Annotated in this window: 14 protein-coding genes and 5 pseudogenes; 4 read left to right on the plus strand and 15 right to left on the minus strand. The window is 69.9% G+C overall.

Translation table 11 applies throughout. From position 1 onward, the window contains the following. Positions 1-125: 125 nt before the first annotated feature. The 7 genes from QFZ82_RS04830 to QFZ82_RS04860 all read right to left on the minus strand — a co-directional run bounded on the left by QFZ82_RS04830 (position 126) and on the right by QFZ82_RS04860 (position 9008). Entirely contained in the window at positions 126-2909 is a 2784-nt protein-coding gene (locus QFZ82_RS04830) for a SpoIIE family protein phosphatase (protein WP_307711932.1), read from the minus strand. A gap of 417 nt (positions 2910-3326) precedes the next feature. Then, complete coding sequence (locus QFZ82_RS04835) at positions 3327-5048, minus strand: acyl-CoA dehydrogenase family protein (RefSeq protein ID WP_307711933.1); 1722 nt, start codon at positions 5046-5048, stop codon at positions 3327-3329. 63 nt (positions 5049-5111) lie between these two features. Next, a complete protein-coding gene (locus QFZ82_RS04840; protein WP_307711934.1) occupies positions 5112-5678 on the minus strand; it encodes a PadR family transcriptional regulator in 567 nt (188 codons plus the stop codon). A 112-nt stretch (positions 5679-5790) separates the two neighbouring features. After that, entirely contained in the window at positions 5791-7524 is a 1734-nt protein-coding gene (locus tag QFZ82_RS04845; RefSeq protein WP_307711935.1) for a SpoIIE family protein phosphatase, read from the minus strand. A gap of 46 nt (positions 7525-7570) precedes the next feature. After that, the gene (locus tag QFZ82_RS04850) at positions 7571-7957 is read right to left on the minus strand and encodes a VOC family protein (RefSeq protein ID WP_307711936.1); all 387 of its coding nucleotides are present in this window, start codon (positions 7955-7957) and stop codon (positions 7571-7573) included. Continuing rightward, entirely contained in the window at positions 7954-8247 is a 294-nt protein-coding gene (locus QFZ82_RS04855) for a helix-turn-helix transcriptional regulator (protein ID WP_307711937.1), read from the minus strand. The genes QFZ82_RS04850 and QFZ82_RS04855 overlap by 4 nt, the downstream gene beginning before the upstream one ends. An 83-nt stretch (positions 8248-8330) precedes the next feature. Further along, complete coding sequence (locus tag QFZ82_RS04860) at positions 8331-9008, minus strand: helix-turn-helix transcriptional regulator (RefSeq protein WP_307711938.1); 678 nt, start codon at positions 9006-9008, stop codon at positions 8331-8333. 276 nt (positions 9009-9284) lie between these two features. Between QFZ82_RS04860 and QFZ82_RS04865 the strand changes: the two are divergent. Further along, a pseudogene (locus QFZ82_RS04865) lies at positions 9285-10731 on the plus strand (NCS2 family permease). A 534-nt stretch (positions 10732-11265) separates the two neighbouring features. On the opposite strand, the pseudogene QFZ82_RS04870 reads toward QFZ82_RS04865, so the two are convergent. Next, positions 11266-11802 (minus strand): annotated as a pseudogene (locus QFZ82_RS04870) (adenylate kinase); the annotation flags it as partial. A gap of 364 nt (positions 11803-12166) precedes the next feature. On the opposite strand from QFZ82_RS04870, the gene QFZ82_RS04875 reads away from it, so the two are divergent. Continuing rightward, positions 12167-12640: a carboxymuconolactone decarboxylase family protein gene (locus tag QFZ82_RS04875; RefSeq protein WP_307711939.1), complete on the plus strand. Its 474-nt coding sequence runs from the start codon at positions 12167-12169 to the stop codon at positions 12638-12640. Between the two features lie 131 nt (positions 12641-12771). Here the strand turns inward: QFZ82_RS04875 and xdhC are convergent, their stop codons facing one another. The 7 genes and pseudogenes from xdhC to QFZ82_RS04910 form a co-directional block, all read right to left on the minus strand. After that, positions 12772-13581: a xanthine dehydrogenase accessory protein XdhC gene (xdhC, locus tag QFZ82_RS04880; protein WP_307711940.1), complete on the minus strand. Its 810-nt coding sequence runs from the start codon at positions 13579-13581 to the stop codon at positions 12772-12774. A 1-nt stretch (position 13582) separates the two neighbouring features. After that, positions 13583-16003: a xanthine dehydrogenase molybdopterin binding subunit gene (gene xdhB / locus QFZ82_RS04885; protein ID WP_307711941.1), complete on the minus strand. Its 2421-nt coding sequence runs from the start codon at positions 16001-16003 to the stop codon at positions 13583-13585. Continuing rightward, entirely contained in the window at positions 16000-17463 is a 1464-nt protein-coding gene (locus tag QFZ82_RS04890) for a xanthine dehydrogenase small subunit (RefSeq protein WP_307717623.1), read from the minus strand. The genes xdhB and QFZ82_RS04890 overlap by 4 nt, the downstream gene beginning before the upstream one ends. Positions 17464-18120: 657 nt before the next feature. Further along, positions 18121-18320 (minus strand): annotated as a pseudogene (locus QFZ82_RS04895) (glutathione S-transferase family protein); the annotation flags it as partial. 87 nt (positions 18321-18407) lie between these two features. Then, the gene (gene ssuE, locus QFZ82_RS04900) at positions 18408-18965 is read right to left on the minus strand and encodes an NADPH-dependent FMN reductase (RefSeq protein ID WP_307711942.1); all 558 of its coding nucleotides are present in this window, start codon (positions 18963-18965) and stop codon (positions 18408-18410) included. A 79-nt stretch (positions 18966-19044) separates the two neighbouring features. Continuing rightward, positions 19045-19541 (minus strand): annotated as a pseudogene (locus tag QFZ82_RS04905) (GNAT family N-acetyltransferase). 39 nt (positions 19542-19580) lie between these two features. Continuing rightward, positions 19581-19751, minus strand: a pseudogene (locus QFZ82_RS04910) (alkanesulfonate monooxygenase); the annotation flags it as partial. 587 nt (positions 19752-20338) lie between these two features. Between QFZ82_RS04910 and QFZ82_RS04915 the strand changes: the two are divergent. Both QFZ82_RS04915 and QFZ82_RS39665 read left to right on the plus strand, forming a co-directional pair. Next, on the plus strand, positions 20339-21544 hold the full coding sequence (locus tag QFZ82_RS04915; protein WP_307711943.1) for an acyl-CoA dehydrogenase family protein: 1206 nt from the start codon (positions 20339-20341) through the stop codon (positions 21542-21544). 216 nt (positions 21545-21760) lie between these two features. Then, entirely contained in the window at positions 21761-21850 is a 90-nt protein-coding gene (locus QFZ82_RS39665; RefSeq protein WP_373429232.1) for a putative leader peptide, read from the plus strand. Positions 21851-21859 lie beyond the last annotated feature (9 nt).

A 21859-nucleotide genomic window follows, 5' to 3' on the forward strand; every position in this document is an offset into this window, starting at 1 on the left:
CGCGGCCACCACGGGCCGTCTCCTCACCGACTTCGCCGCAGCACCCCCTGGTCCGCGCTGCCGAGGATCTTCGCCTCCGCACTGCGCGGCTGACACGGGGCTGGGCCCGGCGCCGGCCCTGTCTGTCAGGGAAGGGGCTGTTCGGTCCAGATGACCTTGCCGTCAGGGGTGTAGCGGGTCCCCCAGCGCTCGGTGAGCTGGGCGACGAGGAAGAGGCCACGTCCGCCCTCGTCCTCGTTCCTGGCGCGCCGCAGCCGGGGCGAGGTGCTGCTGCCGTCGCAGACCTCGCAGATCAGCGCGCGGTCGCGGATCAGCCGCAGCTGGACCGGGCCGGTCGCGTGGCGGATGGCGTTGGTGACCAGTTCGCTGGCGACCAGTTCTGTGGTGAAGGCCAGCTCGTCGAGGCACCAGTCGGCGAGTTGACCGGTGACCATCGCACGGGCCCGGGAGACGACCGCCGGGTCGCTCGGCAGGTCCCACTGCGCGACCCGCTCGGGTCCGAGCACGTGGGTACGGGCGACGAGCAGGGCCACGTCGTCACTCGGCCTGGTCGGCAACAGTGCGTCGAGGACCGCCTCGCAGGTGTCCTCCGGCGTCCGGTCGGCACGGGTCAGGACAGTGCGGAGCCGGTCCAGGCCGGAGTCGATGTCCCGGTGCCGGTCCTCGATCAGACCGTCGGTGTACAGCACCAGTTGGCTGCCTTCGGCCAGGTCCAGCTCGACGGTCTCGAAGGGCATCCCGCCGAGCCCGAGCGGCGGCCCGGACGGCAGATCGACGAACTCCGCATTGCCGTCGGGCCGCACGACCGCGGGGAGAAGGTGCCCGGCGCGGGTGAGGCTGCAGCTGCGAGACACCGGGTCGTAGACGGCGTACAGACAGGTGGCGCCGACGATCCCGGAGTCCGGCGCTGTGTTCTCCGCCGCCCAGCCCTCTTCCCGGTCGAGCCTCCCGACCAGGTCGTCGAGGTGAGTGAGGAGGTCGTCGGGCGGCAGGTCGAGGGAGCAGAAGTTGTGGACCGCGGTTCGCAGCCGGCCCATCGTGGCGGCGGCGTGCAGGCCGTGACCGACCACATCGCCGACGACCAGCGCCACCCGGGCGCCGGAAAGGGGGATCACGTCGAACCAGTCGCCGCCCACTCCGGCCTGCGCGGGGAGATAACGGTAGGCGACCTCGACGGCGCTCTGTTCGGACCGGCCCCGCGGCAGCAGGCTGCGCTGCAGGGTGAGGGCGGTGTTGTGCTCGCGGGTGTAGAGGCGCGCGTTGTCGATGCAGACGGCCGCACGGGCCGCCAGCTCCTGGGCCAGCGACAGGTCGTCGTCCTCGAAGGGAGCGGGCTTCTCGGAGCGGTAGAAGCTCACCACGCCGAGACTCACGCCGCGGGCCCGCAGCGGCACCGTGATCAAGGAGTGGACGCCGGCTGCCAGGGCCCGTCCGAGGCGCTCCGGATCCTGGGCGATCCAGCCGTCGGCCCGGGTCAGCACGGGTTCCAGCACGGACTGCCTGCTCTCCAGGCTGCGGGCCTGTGGCGTGGACGGGACGTAGCGGACCGGGTCGCCGACGCCGTACAGATGCGACTCCTCGTGGACGGCGCCCAGCGCGACCCTGCGCAGCGAGGTGTCCGCGCCGAGCGGCCCCGGCTCGTCGCCGCGCAGCACGGCGTCGGGCAGGTCCACGGCGGTGAAGTCGGCGAACCGGGGGACGGCCACCTCCGCCAGCTCCTCCGCCGTGCGGGTGACGTCCAGCGTGGTGCCGATCCGGACACCGGCCTCGTGCAGCAGCTCAAGGCGCCTACGGGCCAGCACCGCCAGTCGGCCGACGCCCGGCTCGCCGAGGAGCAGCAGCCGGCCGGACGCGCCGTCGTCCGTGGCCGGTACCGGGCGCGCGGTGGGTGAGGGCGGCCGTGCGGGGGTGAGGGTGACCGTGGGCATGGTCACCGCCGCCGGTACGGCCGAGGTCGCGGGCACTACGGGACGCAGTCGTGGACCGCCGAGGACGCGTGCTTCGACGACCACGCCGGTCTCGCCCGCCGCGACCTCGACCTGGCGACGCAGCAGGATGGCGGTCCGGCCACCGGAGACGGTCACCTCGTCGTGGGTGCGCTGCGGGGAGGCGATGAGTTCCTCGGCCTTCTCCCGCAGCACGGCGAGGTCGATCCGGCTGAGGTCGCCGCCGTCGTGGCCCGTCCCCCGGCCGCCCGGCAGCGCGAACTCGGGCTGCCTCGGCCAGTGGCCCGGGGCGGGGCCGGCGCGCTGGTAGGCCGCGAGGAGGGCCCGTTCGCGTTGGGTGGCCTGCTCGAGCAGCCGCGCCTCGATGTCATGGGCGGCTTCGCGGACCAGCCGCAGCATCGTGGGATCGCCGTTGTCGCGCAGGCAGGTGAGATCGAGGATGGCCTCGATACGCCCGCTGAGGGGGTCACGGACGGGCGATCCCGCACAGGCGAAGGGCTGCAGGCAGTCCGCGAAGTGTTCACGGCCGATGACGTAGAACGGTTTGCGCTGGGCCAGGGCCGTGCCGACGCCGTTGGTGCCCGCGACCAGTTCGGAGGCGTCGAATCCAGGGGCGAACCGCACCTCGTCGAGGCGGTCGCACAACTGCCGATCGCCGCCGAGCCGCTGGACCATGCGGCCCTGTGCGTCGCACAGCGCGACCGTCATGCCCACGTCGGCCAGGGACACGATCAGGTTCTTGAGGACGGGGTCGGCCGCCAGCAGGAACCGGTCGTCGAGGGCCAGGTCCGGCGCGTAGGGGGCCTGCAGCCGGTCCGGGGCGAGCCCCGCGTACCGACACCGCTTCCAGGAGTCGAGCACCGAGTCCCGGACATCCCTGTCGACGCGCGCGCCGGCCAGAAAGCGTTCGTGGGCATCGACGAGCCCGCCGATGTCGTCCCAGGCGACGGACAACGGGATCACTTCCCTCACCCGGAGGCGGCCCGTCGCGCGCCGCCACTCGGCTCGCCGACCGGCTGGTCTCCCGGCCCATTCACCCTAGACCTTCTGTGACCTGTATCACAACACTGACCAGGAGGCGGGGATGGGGCCCGCCCTGCGTCCGCTGAGGAACGGAGATGTGTCCATCGGCCGGGCCCAGCCGCCCCCTGGACGTGAAACTGCCGGGCCGTCCGCTCCCTGCCGCACCGTGGCCGCCGGCTCACAGTCCGTTCTCGGCCGGCAGGCGGAACCCTCGGGCGTGATCCAGTTCGGCGATGATCAGCGTGAAGGCGGCGCCGCCCGCTGCGAGAAGGCCGATGATCACGAGCATCGAGCGCTTCCTTGACCGCCGTCGGAGGCCCGGACCGCCACCGCCGACAGCCGCCCGTCGCCGCGTTGTTACGGCGCCATCTCGTACGCCCCGGACAGCGCCTCCACACGCTCCCACACTCGCGCCGAGCGGGCCTGGTCGGCGGCCGGGCGCCGGATCGCGCCGAGTGCCCAGCTCTGCTGCCGCTCGGTTGCGGAGTCCTTCGCGTGCAGTTCGACGGCGTGCGAGGAGAAGTCGCGCACGAGTACGGCGAACAGTTCGTCCAGCACGTCCTCGTCGAGGCCGGTCAGGCGCGCCTGCTCCAGGATCAGCTGACCGTGGACGACGAGCGCGAACAACTGGCCGACGGAGAGCAGGAGATCGAGGTCACGGCTCTGCTCCTCGTCCGGGGCGGCGGTGGTGACGAACTCGCACAGCGCGTCCGCCTGCTCGCGGAGGAGGGCGACGTTGGGCAGCGCCGCATAGGCGTCGTAGGCCGCGCGCCAGTCGTGGAAGCGGACGGAGCCCAGGCCGCGGGCCGGTCCCTGCTGGAAGAGGAAGGTGTCGTCGGCCGCGTCCAGGCGGGTGGGGACGGGCGCGTACTCGGCCGGGTCCAGCAGGTGGTTGTGCATGAACTTGAGGATCAGCGCGAGATTGACGTGGACCGTGCCCTCCAGCTTGGGCAGGCCGCGGATCTCGACGGCCGCCTGGGCGAAGTAGTTGTCCTTCTCGAAGCCCTTGGCCGCGATGACGTCCCACATCAGGTCGATGACCTTCTCTCCCTCCGTGGTCACCTTCATCTTCGTCATCGGGTTGAAGAGCAGGTAGCGGCGGTCGTCGGGGCCGGCGGTGCGGAAGTAGTCGACGGCGCGGTCGCTGAAGAGCTTCATGCCGACGAGACGGACGTACGCGTCGGTCAGCTCGCGGCGCACGTGCGGGAAGGCGGTGACGGGGCGGCCGTAGAGGATGCGGTTGTGGGCGTGGGTGACGGCCTCGTACATCGCGTGCTCGCAGATGCCGATGGAGGCGGTGCAGAGGTTGAACTTGCCCACGTTCACGGTGTTGAGGGCGGCGTCGAAGGCGGCGCGGCCTGTGTGCAGGACGTCGTCCGGGCCGACCGGGTAGTTCTCCAGGCGGAACTCGCTGACGTACTTGGAGGAGTCGACGACGTTCTTCACGAGGTCGTAGGCCGGGTGACGGCTGTCGGCCGCGAAGAAGACGTATCCGTCGGGGCCCTCGACGTCGGTGCGGCGGCCGAAGACGGAGACCAGCCCGGCGGCGTTGCCGTTGCCGATGTAGTACTTGGAGCCGCTGGCCTTGAAGCCGCCGTTGCCGTCGGGCTCCAGCAGCATGTCCGTCGAGTAGATGTCGGCGCCGTGCGCCTTCTCGGAGAGGCCGAATGCGAACACCTCGCCCTGGGAGAGGAGTTCGGCCGCACGGGCGCGGGCGGTCGCGTTGCCGCTCTGCCAGACGGGGCCGAGGCCGAGGATGGTGACCTGCCACGCGTACCAGTAGTCGAGCCCGTAGAAGCCGAAAATCTCGTTGAGGGCGGCGATGCGGGCGGTGTCCCACCGCTTGTCCTGGTGCCCGTCGGCGGCGGAGGCCGGGGTGAGGAAGGTGGCGAACAGCCCCTCCTTGGCCGCGAACGCCAGGAAGTCCGCGAGCCAGGTCCGGGAGCGGTAGTCCTCGATCAGCCGGCGCTTGCCCCGCTCCTCGAACCAGTCGACGGTGGCGCGCAGCAGTCTGCGGGTCTCGGGATCGAAGTGCGCCGGGTCGTAGGTGCGCGGATTGAACAACAGGGTCTCGGCCATGGAGGTTCGCCTTCCGAGGAGTTGGGAGTGAATGGTGCCGGTCGGGAGGAAAAGACGGGCAGTTCAGGTACGCGGGGGTGACGCGACGAGCCGGTGGACGGTGGCGAGCACGTCGTCGAGCCAGGCGATCGTCATCCGTTCGTACGCGATGCCGCCGCGCAGCACGACATGCTGAAGTTCCTGGCCAGCGTCGGGCGGCGCGGGAGCCTCGGGCCCGGTGAAGTCGCGTACTTCCCCGGCGAGGTAGTGCGCCAGTCGGTCCCTGTGCACCTGACGGTGCCGCTCGACCTCGCTGATCAGCGCGGCCGGGTCGTCGAAGGCCGCGCCTCGGATCTTCACGGCGAGATCGTGCCGGAGGCTCTCGGGTTCGATCGGTTCGTGCAGCCACTCGGAGAGGGCGGCACGGCCGCGCCCGGCGACGGAGTACTCCTTCTTGTCCGGCCGGCCCTGCTGTGCCACGTCGCGGACGTCGAGCAGGCCGTCGCTCTCCATACGCTTGAGCACCCGGTAGATCTGCTGGTGGGTGGCGGTCCAGAAGTAACCGATGGACCGCTCGAAACGCCGGGCCAGCTCATAGCCGGAGCCCGGCTTCTCCAGAAGCGAGACGAGTATCGCGTGTTCGAGCGCCACACGGTGATCCTGCTATGCAACTCGTTGCATAGACAAGCGGCAGTGCCCGGGTGAGACACGGCTCACCCGGGACGCGCGCCTCGGCCGGCCCGTCCCCCGTCGCCGAGGTGCGTCAGAGGTCGTGCGCGTCCCCCGAAGGAACGCGCACGACCAGAAGAGCGACGTCGTCGTCGTTGTCCTCGGGGCGGGCTCGTTCCATGAGGAGGTCGGTGAAGGCCTCCAGAGGCCGGTGGGCCAGAGAGGCGGCATTCCGGCGCAGCCTCTCCAGGCCGTCGTCGAGCGAACGGCCGGGGGATTCGATCAGGCCGTCGGTGTAGAGCACCAGTGTGGACAATGGCGGCAGGACGACCGTTGCGTCCTCACGGGGCATCCTGACGTGGGAGCCGAGAAGGATGCCGTGTCCGTCGTCGAGGTAGCGGCTCTGACCGTCGTACATGACCAGCAGAGGCGGCGGGTGGCCGGCGTTCGTCCACCGAAGCCTCCACTGCCCGTCGGCGTCCGCCTCGAGCCGGCCGAGGATCATGGTGGCCATCTCGACTTCCGAGATCTGCGACAGGGCCTCGTCGACCTGGCTGACGACGACGCTGGGCGGTTCCTGCTGCGACCAGGCGTAGGCCCGCAGGATGTTGCGGAGCTGGGCCATGTCGGCCGCCGCGTCCAGGTCGTGCCCGACGACGTCGCCGATGACCAGTGCGAGGGCCTGGTCGGGAAGGCGGAAGGCGTCGTACCAGTCGCCGCCGACCTGGGATGCGTGCGGCGCGGGCAGGTAGCGGGCGGCCATTTCCAGGCCAGGTACACGGGGCATCTGGGGCAGCAGGTGACGCTGCATGGTCTCGGAGACCTTGCGCTGCCGCTGGTAGAGACGTGCGTTGTCCAGGGCCAGACCGGCGCGACGGGTGATGTCCTCCAGCAGTGGGATGTCGGCGCCTGTGAAGGGGTCGGGGCGGTCGGATCTGCCGAGGGTGAGAGCCCCGAGGACCTCGCGCAGTCCGCGGATGGGCGCGATGACCGCGGAGTGCATCCCCGTGCCCTCGAAGAGCCTGCGCTGTTCGACCGCTATGCCGGAGTCGGGCGGCCCCTGATACGTCTCGGGCGTCGCCAGGGTCGACCCCCAGCCCCTCAGCGCCCGGGACAGCGGCTGGGGAGAGGCCGGGGGCACCGGTGGCATGGCCCCCTCCAGGTCCTCGCGCCGCACGACCCGGCCGTTCTCCTCGTGCGCGACCACGGTGCGCCACACCTCGTCGTTGTCACTGATCAGGTCGATGATCGCCCAGTCCGCCAACAGGGGAACGACCAGCCGCACCAGTCGGTCCAGCGCCTCGTCGACATCCAGGGTGGAGGTGAGCTGGGTGGTGGTCTCGGCCAGCAGCGCCAGACGTTCCAGCTCCGGCAGCAGCTCCATGCTGAGGGCCGGGCCCCGCAGGTGCCGCCCGGCGGACTCGTGCTCGTGGAACACCACCAGGGCGCCCACTGCGTCGGCGCCGAGGCGGAGCGGGCTCACCAGCCAGGACATCGACAGCAAGGTCCCGTCACCGCGCTCGAAGTAGCCCAGTTCCTCCTGCCGGGTCCGCCGGGCGACGAAGGCTTCCATCATCGGGCAGCGGCTCCTGGGAATGGTCATCCCGTTGCCGTCCCGGTGGAGCAGATCATGCGCGTCGCGACCGAGCAGATCCCCGGCGCTCCGTCCCAACAACGCCTCGGCCTCGCCGTTCACCGCGACGATGGCGCCGTCGGCATCCACCGCGTACGCGCCGGCCTCCAGTCCGGCCAGCCAGCTGCCCAGTCGGTGCTGCGACGCAGCGAACTGCTCCGCGTCCCTCGCCGGACCACCACTTTGCGCGCTCATGTCCCCGCACCTCCGCACTCGAGCCGGCACTGCGACACAGGCGGTCCTACTCGACGTGTGCGATCTGGATGAGGTTGCCGCAGGTGTCGTCCAGCACCGCGGTGGTGACCGGGCCCATCTTCAGGGGCTCCTGGGTGAATCGCACGCCCAGCCCCTGCAGCCTGGCGAACTCCGCGTGCACGTCGTCCACGGCGAAGGAGGTGGCCGGGATGCCGTCCTCGACCAGTGCCGACGTGTACGGCTTCACGGCGGGGTGGCTGTCCGGCTCCAGCACCAGTTCCGTGCCGTCGGGGTTCTCGGGAGAGACCACGGTCAGCCACCGGTGCTCACCCAGCGGGACATCGTTCTTCTTCACGAAGCCCAGTACGTCGGTGTAGAAGCGCAGGGCCTTGTCCTGGTCGTCGACGAAGACGCTGGCCAGGTTGATTCTCATGGCGTTCGCTCCGGTGCGTCGGGCCTGAGCCATCGGGCGATGATGCGCTCGAGCGGTTCGGTGTTCAGGTCGTGGAACTTGTAGCGGCCCTCGCGTCGCGTCCGTATCAGATCCGCGGCTTCCAGCACCGCGAGGTGCTGGCTGATCGCCTGGCGGGACAGCCCGAGTCCGTGTCTGGCCGTCAGCCGTGCGCAGATCTCGAACAGGGACTGTCCGTCCCGTTCCACCAGCTCGTCGAGGATTCGCCTGCGGGTGGGGTCGGCCAGAGCCTTGAAGACATCACTCGCCACAACCCCATCGTAGGCAAGCAAGCACTTGCCTATCAAGGTGCGGGACACCTCCGCCGGCCTGGCCCGGGAGACGCACGAGGTCGTCAGTGGTCCGGGAGTCGGGCCCAGAAGTGGCTGACGATGTCGTCGATGTACCGTCGCCCGTTCTCGCCGGAGGCGATGGCGCCGCCGGCCCGGCTGAGGGTGGCGGCCATGAGGGTCTGGTACTCCTGGTGCATGGCGCGCAGGGGTTCTTGCAGGTCGCGGCGCTCCATGGAGACGAGGCGGGCGATGGCGCGAATGTGGGCCTGCCACCGCGTGGAGACGGCTTCGGTGAGGAGACGGGCGAGTTCTCCCTCGAGGCCGGTGATGGCGATGAAGTCGCGCGGAGGGAGATTCAGGACGGTGCCGAGAGCGGCGGACTGCCGTTTGTCGCCGGTCCATCGGCCGGTCTCTTCCATGTGGTGATAGGCGTCGAGGGCGACGCCGGTCGAGCGGGCGACGTCCTCGGCGGCGAGCCCGCGGGCGAGGCGGTGTTCCCGCAGGGTGCGGGGGGCGCCCATGAGATCGCGGGGCGCGCACCACAGGGCGCCGGCGAGGGCGGTGAGTTCGTTGGCGGTGGGCAGGGCGGTGCCGCGTTCCCATGCGGCGATGTGGTCGGGGGTGATGTGGGTCATGCCGTAGGAGGCGCGCATGCCGTAGGCGACGTGGCCGGGGGCCATCCCGAGTTTCTCGCGCAGGGTGCGGGCAGCGCGCGCGTTGAAGGGGAGCGGTGGATGCACAGGCTGAGAGTAGGCAGTCACCAGGGGTGAACTCCATGGCCGCTGTCGCCCGCATCCCGTTTTGGCGGGATAGGTCGTCGGCGATTCTGTAGGAACCGACAGGGGTGGTGCGAGAAGTCAACCCCTGGATACCGCAAGGTAATTGAGATCACGTCCCCGACGCGTATGATCCGCTTCCAAGGTGCCGCATGTGTGTTCGCACAACTGACTGCCACACGCTCCCGGCACCACCGCCATGCCTTCCCCCTCGCACCTGCAGGTCCAGGAGACGCAGTCATGCAGACCAGCACGACCGGCCCGGCCGACGCCGGGGCCACCAGAGCCCATGGCCCGCTCGACCGGTTCTTCCGCATCAGCGAACGCGGCTCGACCTACAGCCGGGAGGTACGCGGCGGGTTCGCCACGTTCTTCACCATGGCGTACATCCTGGTGCTCAACCCGATCATCCTGAGCAGCGCCAAGGACAAATTCGGCGAGCAGCTGGACGCCGGCCAACTGGCCACCGCCACGGCGCTGGTGGCCGCGGTCATGACCGTCATCATGGGTGTGGGGCGGCAACCTGCCGCTCGCCCTGGCCGCGGGTCTGGGCATCAACGCCGTTGTCGCCTTCCAGGTCGCCCCCCTGATGAGCTGGGACGACGCGATGGGCCTCATCGTGCTCGAAGGCCTGCTGATCTGCGTCCTGGTGGTGACCGGTCTGCGCGAGGCCGTCATGCATGCCATCCCGCAACCCCTCAAGCAGGCCATCAGCGTCGGCATCGGCCTGTTCATCGCGTTCATCGGTTTCGTGGACGCCGGGTTCGTCACCCGTATCCCGGACGCCGCGAACACCACCGTGCCCGTGCAGCTCGGCACCGGTGCCCTCACCGGCTGGCCCATGCTCGTGTTCTGCCTCGGTGTGCTCCTGACGATCGTTCTCCTCGCCCGCAAGGTCAGGGGCGCCATCCTCATCAGCATCGTCCTGATGACCGTCGTCGCCGTCGTCGTCAACGCGGTCGCCGACGTCAAGACCTGGGGTCTGACGTCGCCCTCCCTGCCCGACAAGCCCTTCGCCGCCCCCGACTTCGGGCTGCTGGGCAACTTCGACCTGTTCGGCTCGTTCGGTCAGGTCAGCGTGCTGACCGTCGTCCTGCTCGTGTTCACCCTGATCCTGTCCGACTTCTTCGACACCATGGGCACCGTCGTCGGTGTCACCGCCGAGGCCGGTCTCCTCGACGAGCGGGGTCAGGTCCCTGGCCTGGGCCGTGTGCTGTTCATCGACGGTGCGGCCGCTGTTGCGGGTGGCGCCGCCTCCTCGTCGTCCGCCACCACCTACATCGAATCGGCCGCAGGTGTCGGTGAAGGCGCCCGGACCGGCTTCGCCAACCTCGTCACCGGCGGCCTGTTCGCGCTCGCCCTGTTCCTCGCCCCCGTCCTGACGATCGTGCCTCTCCAGGCCGCTGCCCCGGCCCTCGTCGCGGTCGGGTTCCTGATGATGACCCAGGTCAAGCACATCGACTGGGACCGCTACGAGGTCGCCGTCCCCGCCTTCCTGACCATCGTCGTCATGCCGTTCACCTACTCGATCACCAACGGCATCGGCGCCGGCTTCATCGCCTACGTGGTCATCAAGGCGTGCCTGGGCAAGGCCCGCGAAGTCCACTGGCTGCTCTGGGGCACCGCAGCGCTCTTCCTCGTCTACTTCGCCATCGACCCGCTGGAGCAGCTGCTCGGCATCAAGTGACCGCCCGGGCAGGGTGGCTCCTGTGGCACCGCAACGGGGCCTCCCTGCCGGTGGAGTGTCGTCGACACTGCTGCAGGCCCAAGGCCGGCAGGGCACCCGTCCCTGCCGGCCTCATCGCGCAGCAGATCCGTGGAGGTCGCCACCACGCTCCTCAACCGGCTGCGGTCTCCAACGCACCGGTGTTCGGGGGGCGCCAAGCGGCAGAACTACGGCCTCGTCGGCCCGGTGCGACTTGTCTCGTACAGGCGGGCAGTCGCCGAAGGCTGACCGTCCGCGCCCGCTGCGCAGTCAGCCGGCCGGAGAGTCGGCTCACGCCGCGCGACCCGGCCGGCCGGATCCATGACGGGTCCGGCCGGCCGTGGACGGCGGAACCGACACCGGTGTCTGCGTGTTGGCTCACGTGCGGAAGGCCGCTCCCGCCTGCTGACTTGGCGGATCAGGTCGCTCTGTGGCGGCCACTTCGGGCAGCCGTGCAAGAGCGTCATCGTCGAATGGCGGCCTGCCCTGTCCGGCCAGGATGTGTTCCCTGTCGGTCAGGCCCGCCAGTGCTCGCGACGCGATCTCGTCGATCGGTCCGACGGCATGCACCGTCAGCAGGATGCCCGAGTAGTGGGCGAGGAGAGGTGCCGTCTGGCGGCGGTACACCTGCTGCCGGTGCCGGATGACGTCCTCGGTGTCGTCCGGCCGGCCGCGGTTCAGCAGCCGTGCCACGACATCCTCCTCCGGAGCCGTGAACTCCAGCACCGCATCCAGCGGGCAGCCCATGGCATCCAGCACGGCGCTGAGTTCGCGAGCCTGGGGCACGGTGCGGGGGAAGCCGTCGAGGAGGAAGCCGTGCCGAGCGTCGGGTTGTGCCAGTCGTCGGCGGACCATCTCACCGGTGAGGTCGTCGGGTACGAGGCCGCCCGTGTCGAGGTACCGCTGGGCGGTGCGCCCGAGCTCGGTCCGGCGGCTCACGTGCTCCCGGAACAGGTCGCCGGTGGAGATGTGGGGTACGCCGAGCTTCTCGTGGAGGATGGCTGCCTGGGTGCCCTTGCCTGCTCCGGGAGGGCCGATGAGGACGATTCGCATCAGTGGGTGCACACCTTTCAGTCGTTACCTTGCGCTTGAGTCATCTGTGCGCTCCGGCCCGGCTGTTCCGCCCCGCCGCCTTCTCGTCACGCGGCATGTCAGGGGCCGCCCGCGTCGACGGCCCGGCCGGGCGCGGTGAGGTCGCCCCGACCGCATGGCAGAGCCCCCATGTCCGATTCCCCTTTCCTCGCGCAGCATCGGTCATGCGGCCCGCGGCGAGCCACCGGTGAGCGCAACGTTGATCAGGTCCGTCACGGAGACGCCGGCGAGCAGGCAAGAGGCACGTCGCATGCGTTCGTGTCACATCGTGCCGACCCGTTCCGTCATAGGTGTGCAGCCACCGACAGCGGCAGAGGAGCACACCATGGACGCCCGTTTGAACCTCTTCGGCAGCCCGACCGCAGGCAAGTTCCTGAAGCACATCGTCTCGGCGGGCCGGGTGGTGTCGGACACCGCGCTGCCGGCCGCGACGCAGGAGATGGTGAAGATCCGCGCGAGCCAGATCAACGGCTGCGGTTTCTGTCTCGACATGCACACCAAGGAGGCCGCCGCCGCCGGCGAGACCTCGGCGCGCCTGAACATGGTCGCGGCGTGGCGGGAGGCCACGGTCTTCACCGAGGCCGAGCGCGCGGCGCTGGAGCTGACGGAGCAGGGCACCCGCATCGCCGACGCAGCCGGTGGTGTCACGGACGAGGCCTGGGCGAACGCCGCCAAGCACTACGACGAGGAACAGCTGGCCGCCCTCGTGTCCCTGATCGCCCTCATCAACACCTTCAACCGGCTGAACGTCATGGTCCGGCAGCCCGCAGGCGACTACCAGCCCGGCCAGTTCGGCTAGGACGTTGTTTCACTCGGTAGTTTCCGGTAGCTGACGAGGGCTGCGGCTAGGCCGATGAAGGCGAGGAAAGGGTGCCCCGCATGTGTGCGTTCGCATGAGCGCGGGGCACCCCCGTGGATCCGGTTGGAGAGTCAGTTCCCCTCGGTTTCGAAGGTGCGCAGCAAATCGGCAGCGACGCTCACGGCAATTGTCGCGGGTTCCTTGCCGGTGATGTCGGCCAGCCCGATCGGGGTCTTGATCCGATGGATGGTGGCCTCGTCGTGACCGCCCTCGGTGGCGAGGCGTTTGCGGAACCGCACCCATTTGGCCGCCGACCCGATCAGCCCGATGGAGCCGAGATGGTTCGTGCGCAAGGCGGCGTCGCACAGAGCGGCGTCCTCGGCGTGATCATGGGTCATGATCAGGACGTGGGTGCCGCGCGGCACCTCCTTCAGCACCTCCTCGGGCAGCAGCGGCCTGTGATGCACGTGCACCTGCGCCACCGCGTCTGCCAGCACGTCGAGCCGCTCCTCGGTGAGGATGTCGGAGCGGGTGTCGATCAGATGGAGATCGAGGTCCTGACGTGCCAGGATGCGCGCCAGTTCCAGCCCGACGTGCCCGACACCGAAGATCGCCACCGCCCTTACCACCGGCAGCGGTTCGAGCAGCACCGAGACTGTGCCGCCGCAGCACTGCACGCCATGCTGGTTGGTCACCTTGTCGTTCAGGGCGAAATCAATCAGCTCCGGCTCCGGCTTGGACGCGATCATCATCTCCCGGGCCCGATCGATCGCGACGGCCTCGACATTGCCGCCACCGATCGAGCCCCACGTCTCGGTCTGCCCCACAACGAGTTTCGCACCGGCGTCGCGCGGGGCATGGCCGCGCACGGCCGCGACGGTCACCAGCACGCCGGACTCCCGGCGTGCTCGCAACCGTGCGACCGCGGCGACCCACGTCATGTCAGGCACCGCTCAACGCTTCTGTCGCGTCGGTTCGGATCTTGCCGTTGGTGGCAAACCCGTTGCGGGCGTGACCGTTCCGGGAGGCATCGCCCTGGCGAGCCGCCTGGATCGCCCAGAACACCGCCTCCGGCGTCGCGGGCGAGGCCAACTCGACGCTGATTCCGCTCGGCCCGAACGCGGCGGCGGCCTGCCGCAACGCTTCTCGCACCGAGAACGCCAGCATCAGCGGAGGTTCACCCACCGCCTTGGACCCGTATACCGCGCCCTCTTCGGTGGCGTTCTCCAGAAGCGTGACGTTGAACTCCTCGGGCATCTCCGAAAAGCTCGGCAGCTTGTAGGTGCTCGCGGCCTGGGTCAGCAGCCGGCCCCGGTTGGGCCCGTCACTGGCGTCCCAGCGCAGGTCCTCGAGTGTCAGCCAGCCCGCGCCCTGCACGAAACCACCCTCGACCTGACCGATGTCGATCATCGGGGACAGGCTGTCGCCGACATCGTGCACGATGTCCACCCGCCGGATGCGGTACGCGCCGGTGAAGCCGTCCACCTCCACCTCGGCTGCGGCGGCGCCATAGGAGAAGTACTTGAACGGCGAGCCCCTGAACGACTTCGCGTCCCAGTGCAGACCCTCGGTCCGGTAGAAACCGGCCGCCGACAACTGAACTCGCTGCAAGTACGCGGTGCGCACCAGGTCGTCCCAGGCCAGCTCCTTGTCGCTGCCCAGGGTGCGCGCGACGCCCTCGACGATGCGCACATCCGAGGCGTTCGAACCCAGCTGGCCGGCGGCCACCTGCAGCAGCCGCTCGCGCAACTGCTCGCAGGCGTTCTTCACCGCCGCACCGTTGAGGTCCGCCCCGGAACTGGCGGCGGTGGCGGAGGTGTTGGGCACCTTGTCGGTTCGCGTCGGGGCCAGCCGGACCTTGTGCAGCGGGATCCCCAGCGTGGTCGCGGCCACCTGCAGCATCTTGGTGTGCAGGCCCTGGCCCATCTCGGTGCCGCCGTGGTTGATCAGGACCGAGCCGTCCTTGTAGATCAGCACCAGCGCGCCGGCCTGGTTGAAGGCGGTGAGGTTGAACGAGATTCCGAACTTGATGCCGGTGATCGCAAGTGCCCGCTTGGTGTGCGGGTGCGCGGCGTTGAAGGCGGCGATCTCGCGCTTGCGGTCGGAGATGCCGCCGTTGTCCTGAACCTTCTGCCAGACGGTGGCGATCCGTTCCGGCTGAGTGACCGGCTGTCCGTACGGCGTCGACTGACCATGACCCGGCCGGTAGAAGTTGCGCTCCCGCAAGTCCATCGGATCCAGGCCGAGCAGGGGCGCGCACCGGCCCATGATGTCCTCGATCACCAGCATGCCCTGGGGTCCGCCGAAGCCGCGGAAGGCGGTGTTGGAGACCTTGTTGGTCTTGGCGATGCGACCGGCGACGCGCGCGTTGGGAATCCAGTAGGTGTTGTCGATGTGGCACAGCGCACGGGCCACCACCGGCTCGGAGAGGTCCAGGCTCCAGCCGCCGTCCGCGGTCAAGGTGGCGTCCAGGGCCTGGATGCGGCCGTCGGCGTCGAAGCCGATCTTCCACTGGGCGTGGAACCCGTGCCGCTTCCCGGACATGGTCAGGTCCTGAGTCCTGTTGAGCCGCACCCGAACGGGCCGACCGGTCAGCTTGGCGCCGAGCGCGGCGACGGCCGCGAACCCGTGCGGCTGCATCTCCTTGCCGCCGAAGCCGCCACCCATCCGCAGACACTGCACGGTCACCTCGTGGCTGTGCAGACCGAGCACGTGCGCGACGATTTCCTGGGTCTCCGAAGGATGCTGGGTGCTGCTCTGGACGAACACCTGCTCGGCCTCGTCGACATAGGCCAGCGCCGCGTGCGTCTCGAGGTAGAAGTGTTCCTGATCGGAGAACTGGAACTCGCCGGTGAACACGTGGGCGGAGTCGGCGAAGCCGGCGTCGACGTCGCCGGTCAGCATCACGGGCCGAGCCCCGTGAAAACTGTCGCCCGCGATCGCGTCCTGCAGCGTGACCAGGGAGGGCAGTTCGTCGAGGTCCACCTCGACGGCCGCCGCACCCAGCCGGGCCGCCTCCAGGGTCTCGGCGAGCACCCAGGCGACCGCGTGGCCGTGGAACATGACCTCGTCGGGGAACAGCGGTTCGTCATGCTTCATCCCGGCATCGTTGACGCCGGGCACGTCGGCACCGGTCAGCACGCGGACCACACCGGGCACGGCGAGCGCGGGCTCGGTGCGCAGCGCGGTGATCCTGCCGTGGGCCTTCATGACCTGGACCGGGTAGGCGTGCAGCACGTCCTTGGTGCGATGGACCAGGTCGTCGGTGTAGAGCGCGGTGCCGGTGACGTGCAGGACGGCACTCTCGTGCGGCATCGAGACGCCGACGACAGGCTTTTCGGGGCGCTCGGACAAATGACTCATGACGACACCGCCTCGGTGGTTTGCGCGTACAGCTTCAGCAGGCTCTGGCCCAGCATCGCGGAACGGTAGACGGCGCTGGCACGGTGATCGTTCATCGGTGTGCCCTCCCCCCACAGCGCTCGGGCCGCGGCCTCGACGGTCTCGGCCACCCACGGCTTGCCCTCCAGGGCCGCCTCGGTGGCGAGGGAGCGGATCGGGGTGGCGGCCACGCCGCCCATGCCGATGCGTGCCTTGCGGACGATCCCGTCCTCGATGTCGAGCGCGAAGGCGACTGCCACGCTGGAGATGTCGTCGAAGCGCCGCTTGGCGATCTTGTGGAAGGCCACGACCGGCGACAGCGGCAGCGGGATGCGCACCGAGCGGATCAGCTCGCCGGGACGGCGCACGCTCTGCCGGTAACCGGTGAAGTAGTCGGCCAGCGGGACCTCGCGCCCACCGTCGGCGTCGGCGAGCACCACCGATGCCTCCAGCGCGAGCAGCACCGGTGGGCTGTCACCGATGGGGGAGCCGGTACCCAGGTTGCCGCCGAGGGTCGCACCGTTGCGGATGAGCCGGGATGCGAACTGCGGGAACAGCTCTGCCAGCAGCGGGACTTCGCCGTCGAGACGGCGTTCGATCTCGGTGAGCGTCAGCGCCGCCCCGATCTCGATGCAGTCGGATGCGACTCGCAGCTCCCGCAGTTCGGACAGCCGGTCGATGGCGACCACGCAATCCGCCCGGCGAGAGCGGATGTTCACCTCCACGCCCCAGTCGGTGGATCCGGCGACCACCACCGCGTCGGGCCGCTCGCGCAGCAACTGCAGCGTTTCGGCCAGGGTGCTCTTCCGTAGGAACGCGCTGTCGTCCTGGGTGTACTCGGTGGCGACCGGTGCGGGCGGGGACTGCTCGCGACGCTGCGCCAGCGGGTCCTCATCGGTGGGCGTACCGACGGCGAACGCGGCATCGCGGATCGGGCGGTAACCGGTGCAGCGGCACAGGTTTCCGCTCAGCGCGTGCAGATCGAAACCGTTCGGACCGTGCTCGGCGTCGGTGCTGTCGGCCGAGTCCGCGTGCGCGCAGCGGTCGGGCCGGTAGTATTCGGCGGCCATGCTGCAGACGAATCCCGGCGTGCAGTAACCGCATTGGGAACCGCCGCGGACCGCCATCTCCTCCTGCACCGGGTGCAGGGTGGGCGGAGCGCCGGGTTCGCCGGCGGTGGCGAGACCTTCGGAGGTGACGATCTCCTGACCGTCGAGCGCCGCGACCGGCACCAGGCAGGCGTTGACCGCCACCCAGTCGGTGGGCTTGTTCACCCCGGGACGGGCCACCAGGACCGAACAGGCGCCGCATTCACCTTCGGCGCAGCCCTCCTTGGTGCCGGTGAGGCCACGGTCGCGCAGAAAGTCCAGCACGGTGGTGTGGGGCGCAGCCGGTGAAATCGGTGCTTCTTTCCCATTGACCGTGATCCGCGCCGCTACCATGACAGGCCCTCGTTTCGGTGCGCGATGGGTCGATTCATCATGTTCGCCAATTTCGGGCAGCTTTCTGTGTTCAGACGCGCCACATGAGAAGAGCGGGCGCAAAACGGCACGTATTGACGACGTGCCGGGAAATGGTGACGGGAAACCCGGAATGTGCCACAGAGGGGCACTTCAGAACGGCGTGCTCAGCAGCCGTGCGCGATCCGACCCGGAACCCAGACAGTGCACTGGGCGAGGCGACCGAGATCAGAGCTGGTGTACATCCGCTGGTCGCCTCCTTTCGGTAGTCATGGATCGACGTCTCACGCAAAGTAGTGGCCGGGGCCACAGAGGTCAAGAGGTTGACCTCAGTGGAGGCGACCACCGCGTCCGTGGGGGGCGCCGCTCGCGGCGCTCACAACAGCTGAATCTCCGCCCGGCCGTAATCCTCCACGCCTGACAGCTCGTATCGGGCATCGCCAGGCAGTTCTGCGGTCCCCGACGACGAGCGCGTGCGTGGACGAGGGCCCCGCGTTCTCGTCCAGGTGAACCGTGAAACCAGCCAGGGAACCTCCGCGTGACGCGCCGCAGGCCGGTCGGAGGCTTTGCTGCTAGTACGTTACGCGCTCGGCACGGTCCGGAGTGTGCACGGCCCAGTCCAGGATCTGCACCGCCGCCCCTGCCGCCTCCAGTCCTCGGCAGTCGGCGTGGTGCCTGCGGGCGATGCCGTCCAGGCAGGATGTGCGGGGTGTACGTGCTGACGATCCGTCCCGTCCAGTCGTCGCTCAGCACCGGCGCGACGGCGGCTCCGGGATACCGGTGCGAACTGGCCTCGTACGAGGGCAGAGTGCGGAGTACCCGCCGTCGGGCCGGTCGGGCCGCGTGGCTCGGGCCGGTGCGGCATGACGGCTGTCGCCCTTGGGGACAGAGGCGGATGAGGCACGCGCTTTACGCCCCGTCGGGGCTCAACCGGCGGCCGCCAGCAGGGCGGTACGGCTGCCGACGGCGTCGGAGAACTGGTCGACGACCTGTGCGAGCGCCTCGGCCGATCCCGGCGCGACCGTCAGTGTGCCGTCGTCGCCCACCGCGATGTCCTTGTCCAGCGTGAACCAGCCCGGGACGATGTGCGCTGCGCCCATCGAACTGAGCACCGGGCGCAGCGCGTAGTCGATCGCCAGGACGTGCGCCGTGGTCCCGCCGGTCGCCAGCGGCAGGACCGTCTTGCCGGCCAGCCCGTACTGCGGCAGCAGGTCCAGCAGGGACTTCAGCAGCCCCGAGTAGGCGGCCTTGTAGACCGGCGTGCCGATCACTATTCCCTCGGCGCGGGCGAACAGCGCGGCCGCCTCGACGATCGCCGGGTGCCCGAAGTCGGCGCCGAGCAGTGCCTCGGCGGGGAGAGTGCGAACGTCGAGCGGGATCACCTCGTGCCCCTGGGCCGTGAGCCTGGTGTCCAGGTGGCGCAGGAGCCGGGCGGTACGAGAGGTGGCGGAGGGACTGCCGGAGACGGACAGGACGGTGGCCATGGCGGATCCTTCGGGGAGGAGAGCGGGACTGTGCGGGTGGGGAGCCCGTCCGGCGTGACGCGACGGGCTCCCCGGAAGGTCACGGGCGAGGAAGGGGCTCGGCGGCCCTTCGTTCACGTGCCGCGGCCGGCAGGTGATGCTTCTCGAAAGGCAGCGGACCGATGGTTTCCGGGTCGGCCTTCGTATCGAACAGCGGTGTATAGCCGGTGGCCAGGTACAGGCCGCGGGCCTCGGGCTGGCGTGGCCCGGTGGTGAGGTGGTCCGCCGGTATCCGCGGGCCGCCGCCTCGCGCTCCCATGCGGCGACGACCCGTCGGGCCAGGCCTCGCCGGCGGTGGGCGGAGTGCGTCCAGATCCTCTTGAGCTGGGCCGTGGTCGCGTCGTACCGGCGAAAGGCCCCGCCCGCGACCGGCTCGCCGCGCTCCAGCAGCAGGAGCAGCACTCCGCCCCGGGGCTCGGTGAACTCGTCGTCGGGATAGCGGGCGAGCTCGGCGTGGGTGTCCCTGCCGTAACGGGTCGTGTACGCGTCGCCGAGTTCGCGCAGCAGCGGCTCGGCCCTCCGGTCGGCCGACGTCATGTGAACAACCGTCAGTTCGGCGGGCGGGGCGGCGGCCTACGCGGGGACCGGCGACCCGGAGCCGTAGGCGAACAGCACCCGGTCCCAGCCGTGGTCCTCGTGCGCCCGGGCGGGCCGCAGTGTGTACTCCTTGTCGAAGGCGGCGCCGGAGCGCGGCGGCGTCTCGGACCCGTCGTCGGTGGCGGCGACGCCAGGAAGCTCCACAGGCATGGGGAGATGGCCTTTCCTCAGTCCTCAGAGAGGCGCTCGGGCGGCACGCGGTCAGGGCCGATCGCCCCGTGGTGCGGCCGTGTGACGGCGCTTCAGGGTGATGGGGACAGCGCGGGAACGGGGATGACGAGGCCGGATGTACCGGGCTCGGGCAAGGTGTTGCGGCCCGCGGCACACGTCCCGGTCGGCGGGACCGTCCGCACGCGGCGGATTCAGCGCAGGCGCACGACGGTGCCGCGGAGGGGGAACCCGGCCCGCGACGGGGCGCCGAGGGAGAGCAGAGCCGCTCGGGCGGCCCGCCGCCGAGTCAGGCGCGACACGCCGCGGACCACACCCGACCGAAGTCGATGTGGTCACGCGTGACCAGGCGCTGCTCGGCATTCATGCGATCCATTGAGCAGTACATCGGTCTTGGCGTCAACTGCGGCCCGGATGACGGACATCGGCATGTGCGAGGACGACACGGCCCCGTTCACGGCAGGGATCAGGACACCACGGTGGGCGGATCAGCCAGCCTTCCCTACCTTTCCTATCGAATTACTGGGAAAGCATTGACGGTGCCGAGCGTGACGCGCAGGATGATCCGCATGTCCCCCGCAGAGCAGCTACTCGCCGGCCCCGACCGCGCGCACTGGCTGCGCGTGGCCCGCGAGACCGCGGACGACCTGGCCACCGACGCGGTGGCCCGGGATCAGGCGGGCAAGGTCCCCTTCGACGAGGTGTCCCGCCTGCGCGAGGCGGGACTGCTGACGCTGCTGGCACCGGCCCGGCACGGGGGCGGGGGCGCGGACTGGGACACGGCCTGCGCCGTCGTCCGGGAGATCGCCGCGGCAGACGGCGCGATCGCCCAACTCCTCGGCTGCCACTACTTCCTGTCGTGGAGCACCCGGTTCTTCGGTGGGCCCGCTCGCGCCGAGCGCCTCGACCGGGAGTCGATGGACGGACAGTGGTGCTGGGGTGGCGGTTACGCCCCTCAGGAGCCACCGCTGACACTGACGGCGACCGCCGACGGCCATCTGCTCAACGGCCGCCGGAGCTACGTCTCCGGGGTCCTGGTCGCCGACCGTCTCGCCGTGCGGGCGGTGCGCTCCGACACCGGCGAACCTCTCGCCGTCACCGTCGACCCGGCCCGTCAGGGCGTGCTGATCGAAGGCGACACCGACCCCTTCGGCCAGCGGTTGGCGGGCGGCGGCAGCGTGGAGTTCGACTCCGTGCCGGTGGCTGCCGACGACGTCCTCGGTTCGCTGTCCGCGGACGAGGACATCCTGTCGCCCTCGGCCGCTCTGGCGTCGCCGGCCGGGCGTCTCGTCTCGGTGCAACTCTGTCTCGGCATGGCCGAGGGCGTCCTCGCCGAAGCCCGCGAGTACAGCAGGGCGGGCGCCTCGCTCCGGCAGCCGGCCTGGCCGGCCGGCTCCCTCCCGGATGCCCAGGTACTGGCCACCTACGGGGAACTCACGGTCGTCACCCGCGCCGCGGCAGCGCTCGCCGGGCAGGCGATGACAGCCCTGCACGCCGGGATGGCCCGCGGCGAGGACCTCGGCTACGACGAGTACGCGGAGATCTCCGTACTCGTGGCCGTGGCCGAGGCCGCAGCCTCCAGGGCCGTACAGGAGTCCACCTCCCGCGCCCTGGACGTCATGGGCGCCCGCTCCACGTCCGCACGGCTGGGGTTCGACCGCTTCTGGCGCAACGCCCGCACCCACACCCTGTACCAGCCCGTCGCCCCCCGGCTACGAGACGTCGGGGACTATTTCCTCAACGGCGCGCATCCCCCGTTCGTCCTCCCTGCCTGACCGGAGCGGCCCCGGCAGCGCTCCATGCCTGCCGTACACCGCCATACGCCGTCGTTCGGCACGGCAGAACCTTGAATCACACGCCTCGGAATGCACCGTCATAACCGTGCGTCAGAACGTTTGTGAACGCGACGCTTCACGCGCATGTCAGGTAATTCAGTATGCGAGACGCAGCTGAAAGAGACATTGACGTGGCCGGTTTCCGCTGCAACTCTCTTGGCTGTGAGCACGTTCGAGAACCTCGCCGCGCGGCTGCACGTCGATCTGCGACGCCAGGCCAGCGCCATCTGTGCCGTCGGCCGCTGAACCCGCCGC

The organism is Streptomyces sp. V4I23 (assembly GCF_030817975.1).
Classification (GTDB): Bacteria; Actinomycetota; Actinomycetes; order Streptomycetales; family Streptomycetaceae; genus Streptomyces.

Excerpts from the sequence above, each read along its gene's own strand:
- QFZ82_RS04890 (WP_307717623.1), bottom strand. The coding sequence starts at position 17,463 with ATGGTAGCGGCGCGGATCACGGTCAATGGGAAAGAAGCACCGATTTCA.
- QFZ82_RS04845 (WP_307711935.1), bottom strand. The coding sequence starts at position 7,524 with ATGAGCGCGCAAAGTGGTGGTCCGGCGAGGGACGCGGAGCAGTTCGCT.
- xdhB (WP_307711941.1), bottom strand. The coding sequence starts at position 16,003 with ATGAGTCATTTGTCCGAGCGCCCCGAAAAGCCTGTCGTCGGCGTCTCG.
- QFZ82_RS04875 (WP_307711939.1), top strand. The coding sequence starts at position 12,167 with ATGGACGCCCGTTTGAACCTCTTCGGCAGCCCGACCGCAGGCAAGTTC.
- ssuE (WP_307711942.1), bottom strand. The coding sequence starts at position 18,965 with ATGGCCACCGTCCTGTCCGTCTCCGGCAGTCCCTCCGCCACCTCTCGT.
- QFZ82_RS04835 (WP_307711933.1), bottom strand. The coding sequence starts at position 5,048 with ATGGCCGAGACCCTGTTGTTCAATCCGCGCACCTACGACCCGGCGCAC.
- QFZ82_RS04850 (WP_307711936.1), bottom strand. The coding sequence starts at position 7,957 with ATGAGAATCAACCTGGCCAGCGTCTTCGTCGACGACCAGGACAAGGCC.
- QFZ82_RS04915 (WP_307711943.1), top strand. The coding sequence starts at position 20,339 with ATGTCCCCCGCAGAGCAGCTACTCGCCGGCCCCGACCGCGCGCACTGG.
- xdhC (WP_307711940.1), bottom strand. The coding sequence starts at position 13,581 with ATGACGTGGGTCGCCGCGGTCGCACGGTTGCGAGCACGCCGGGAGTCC.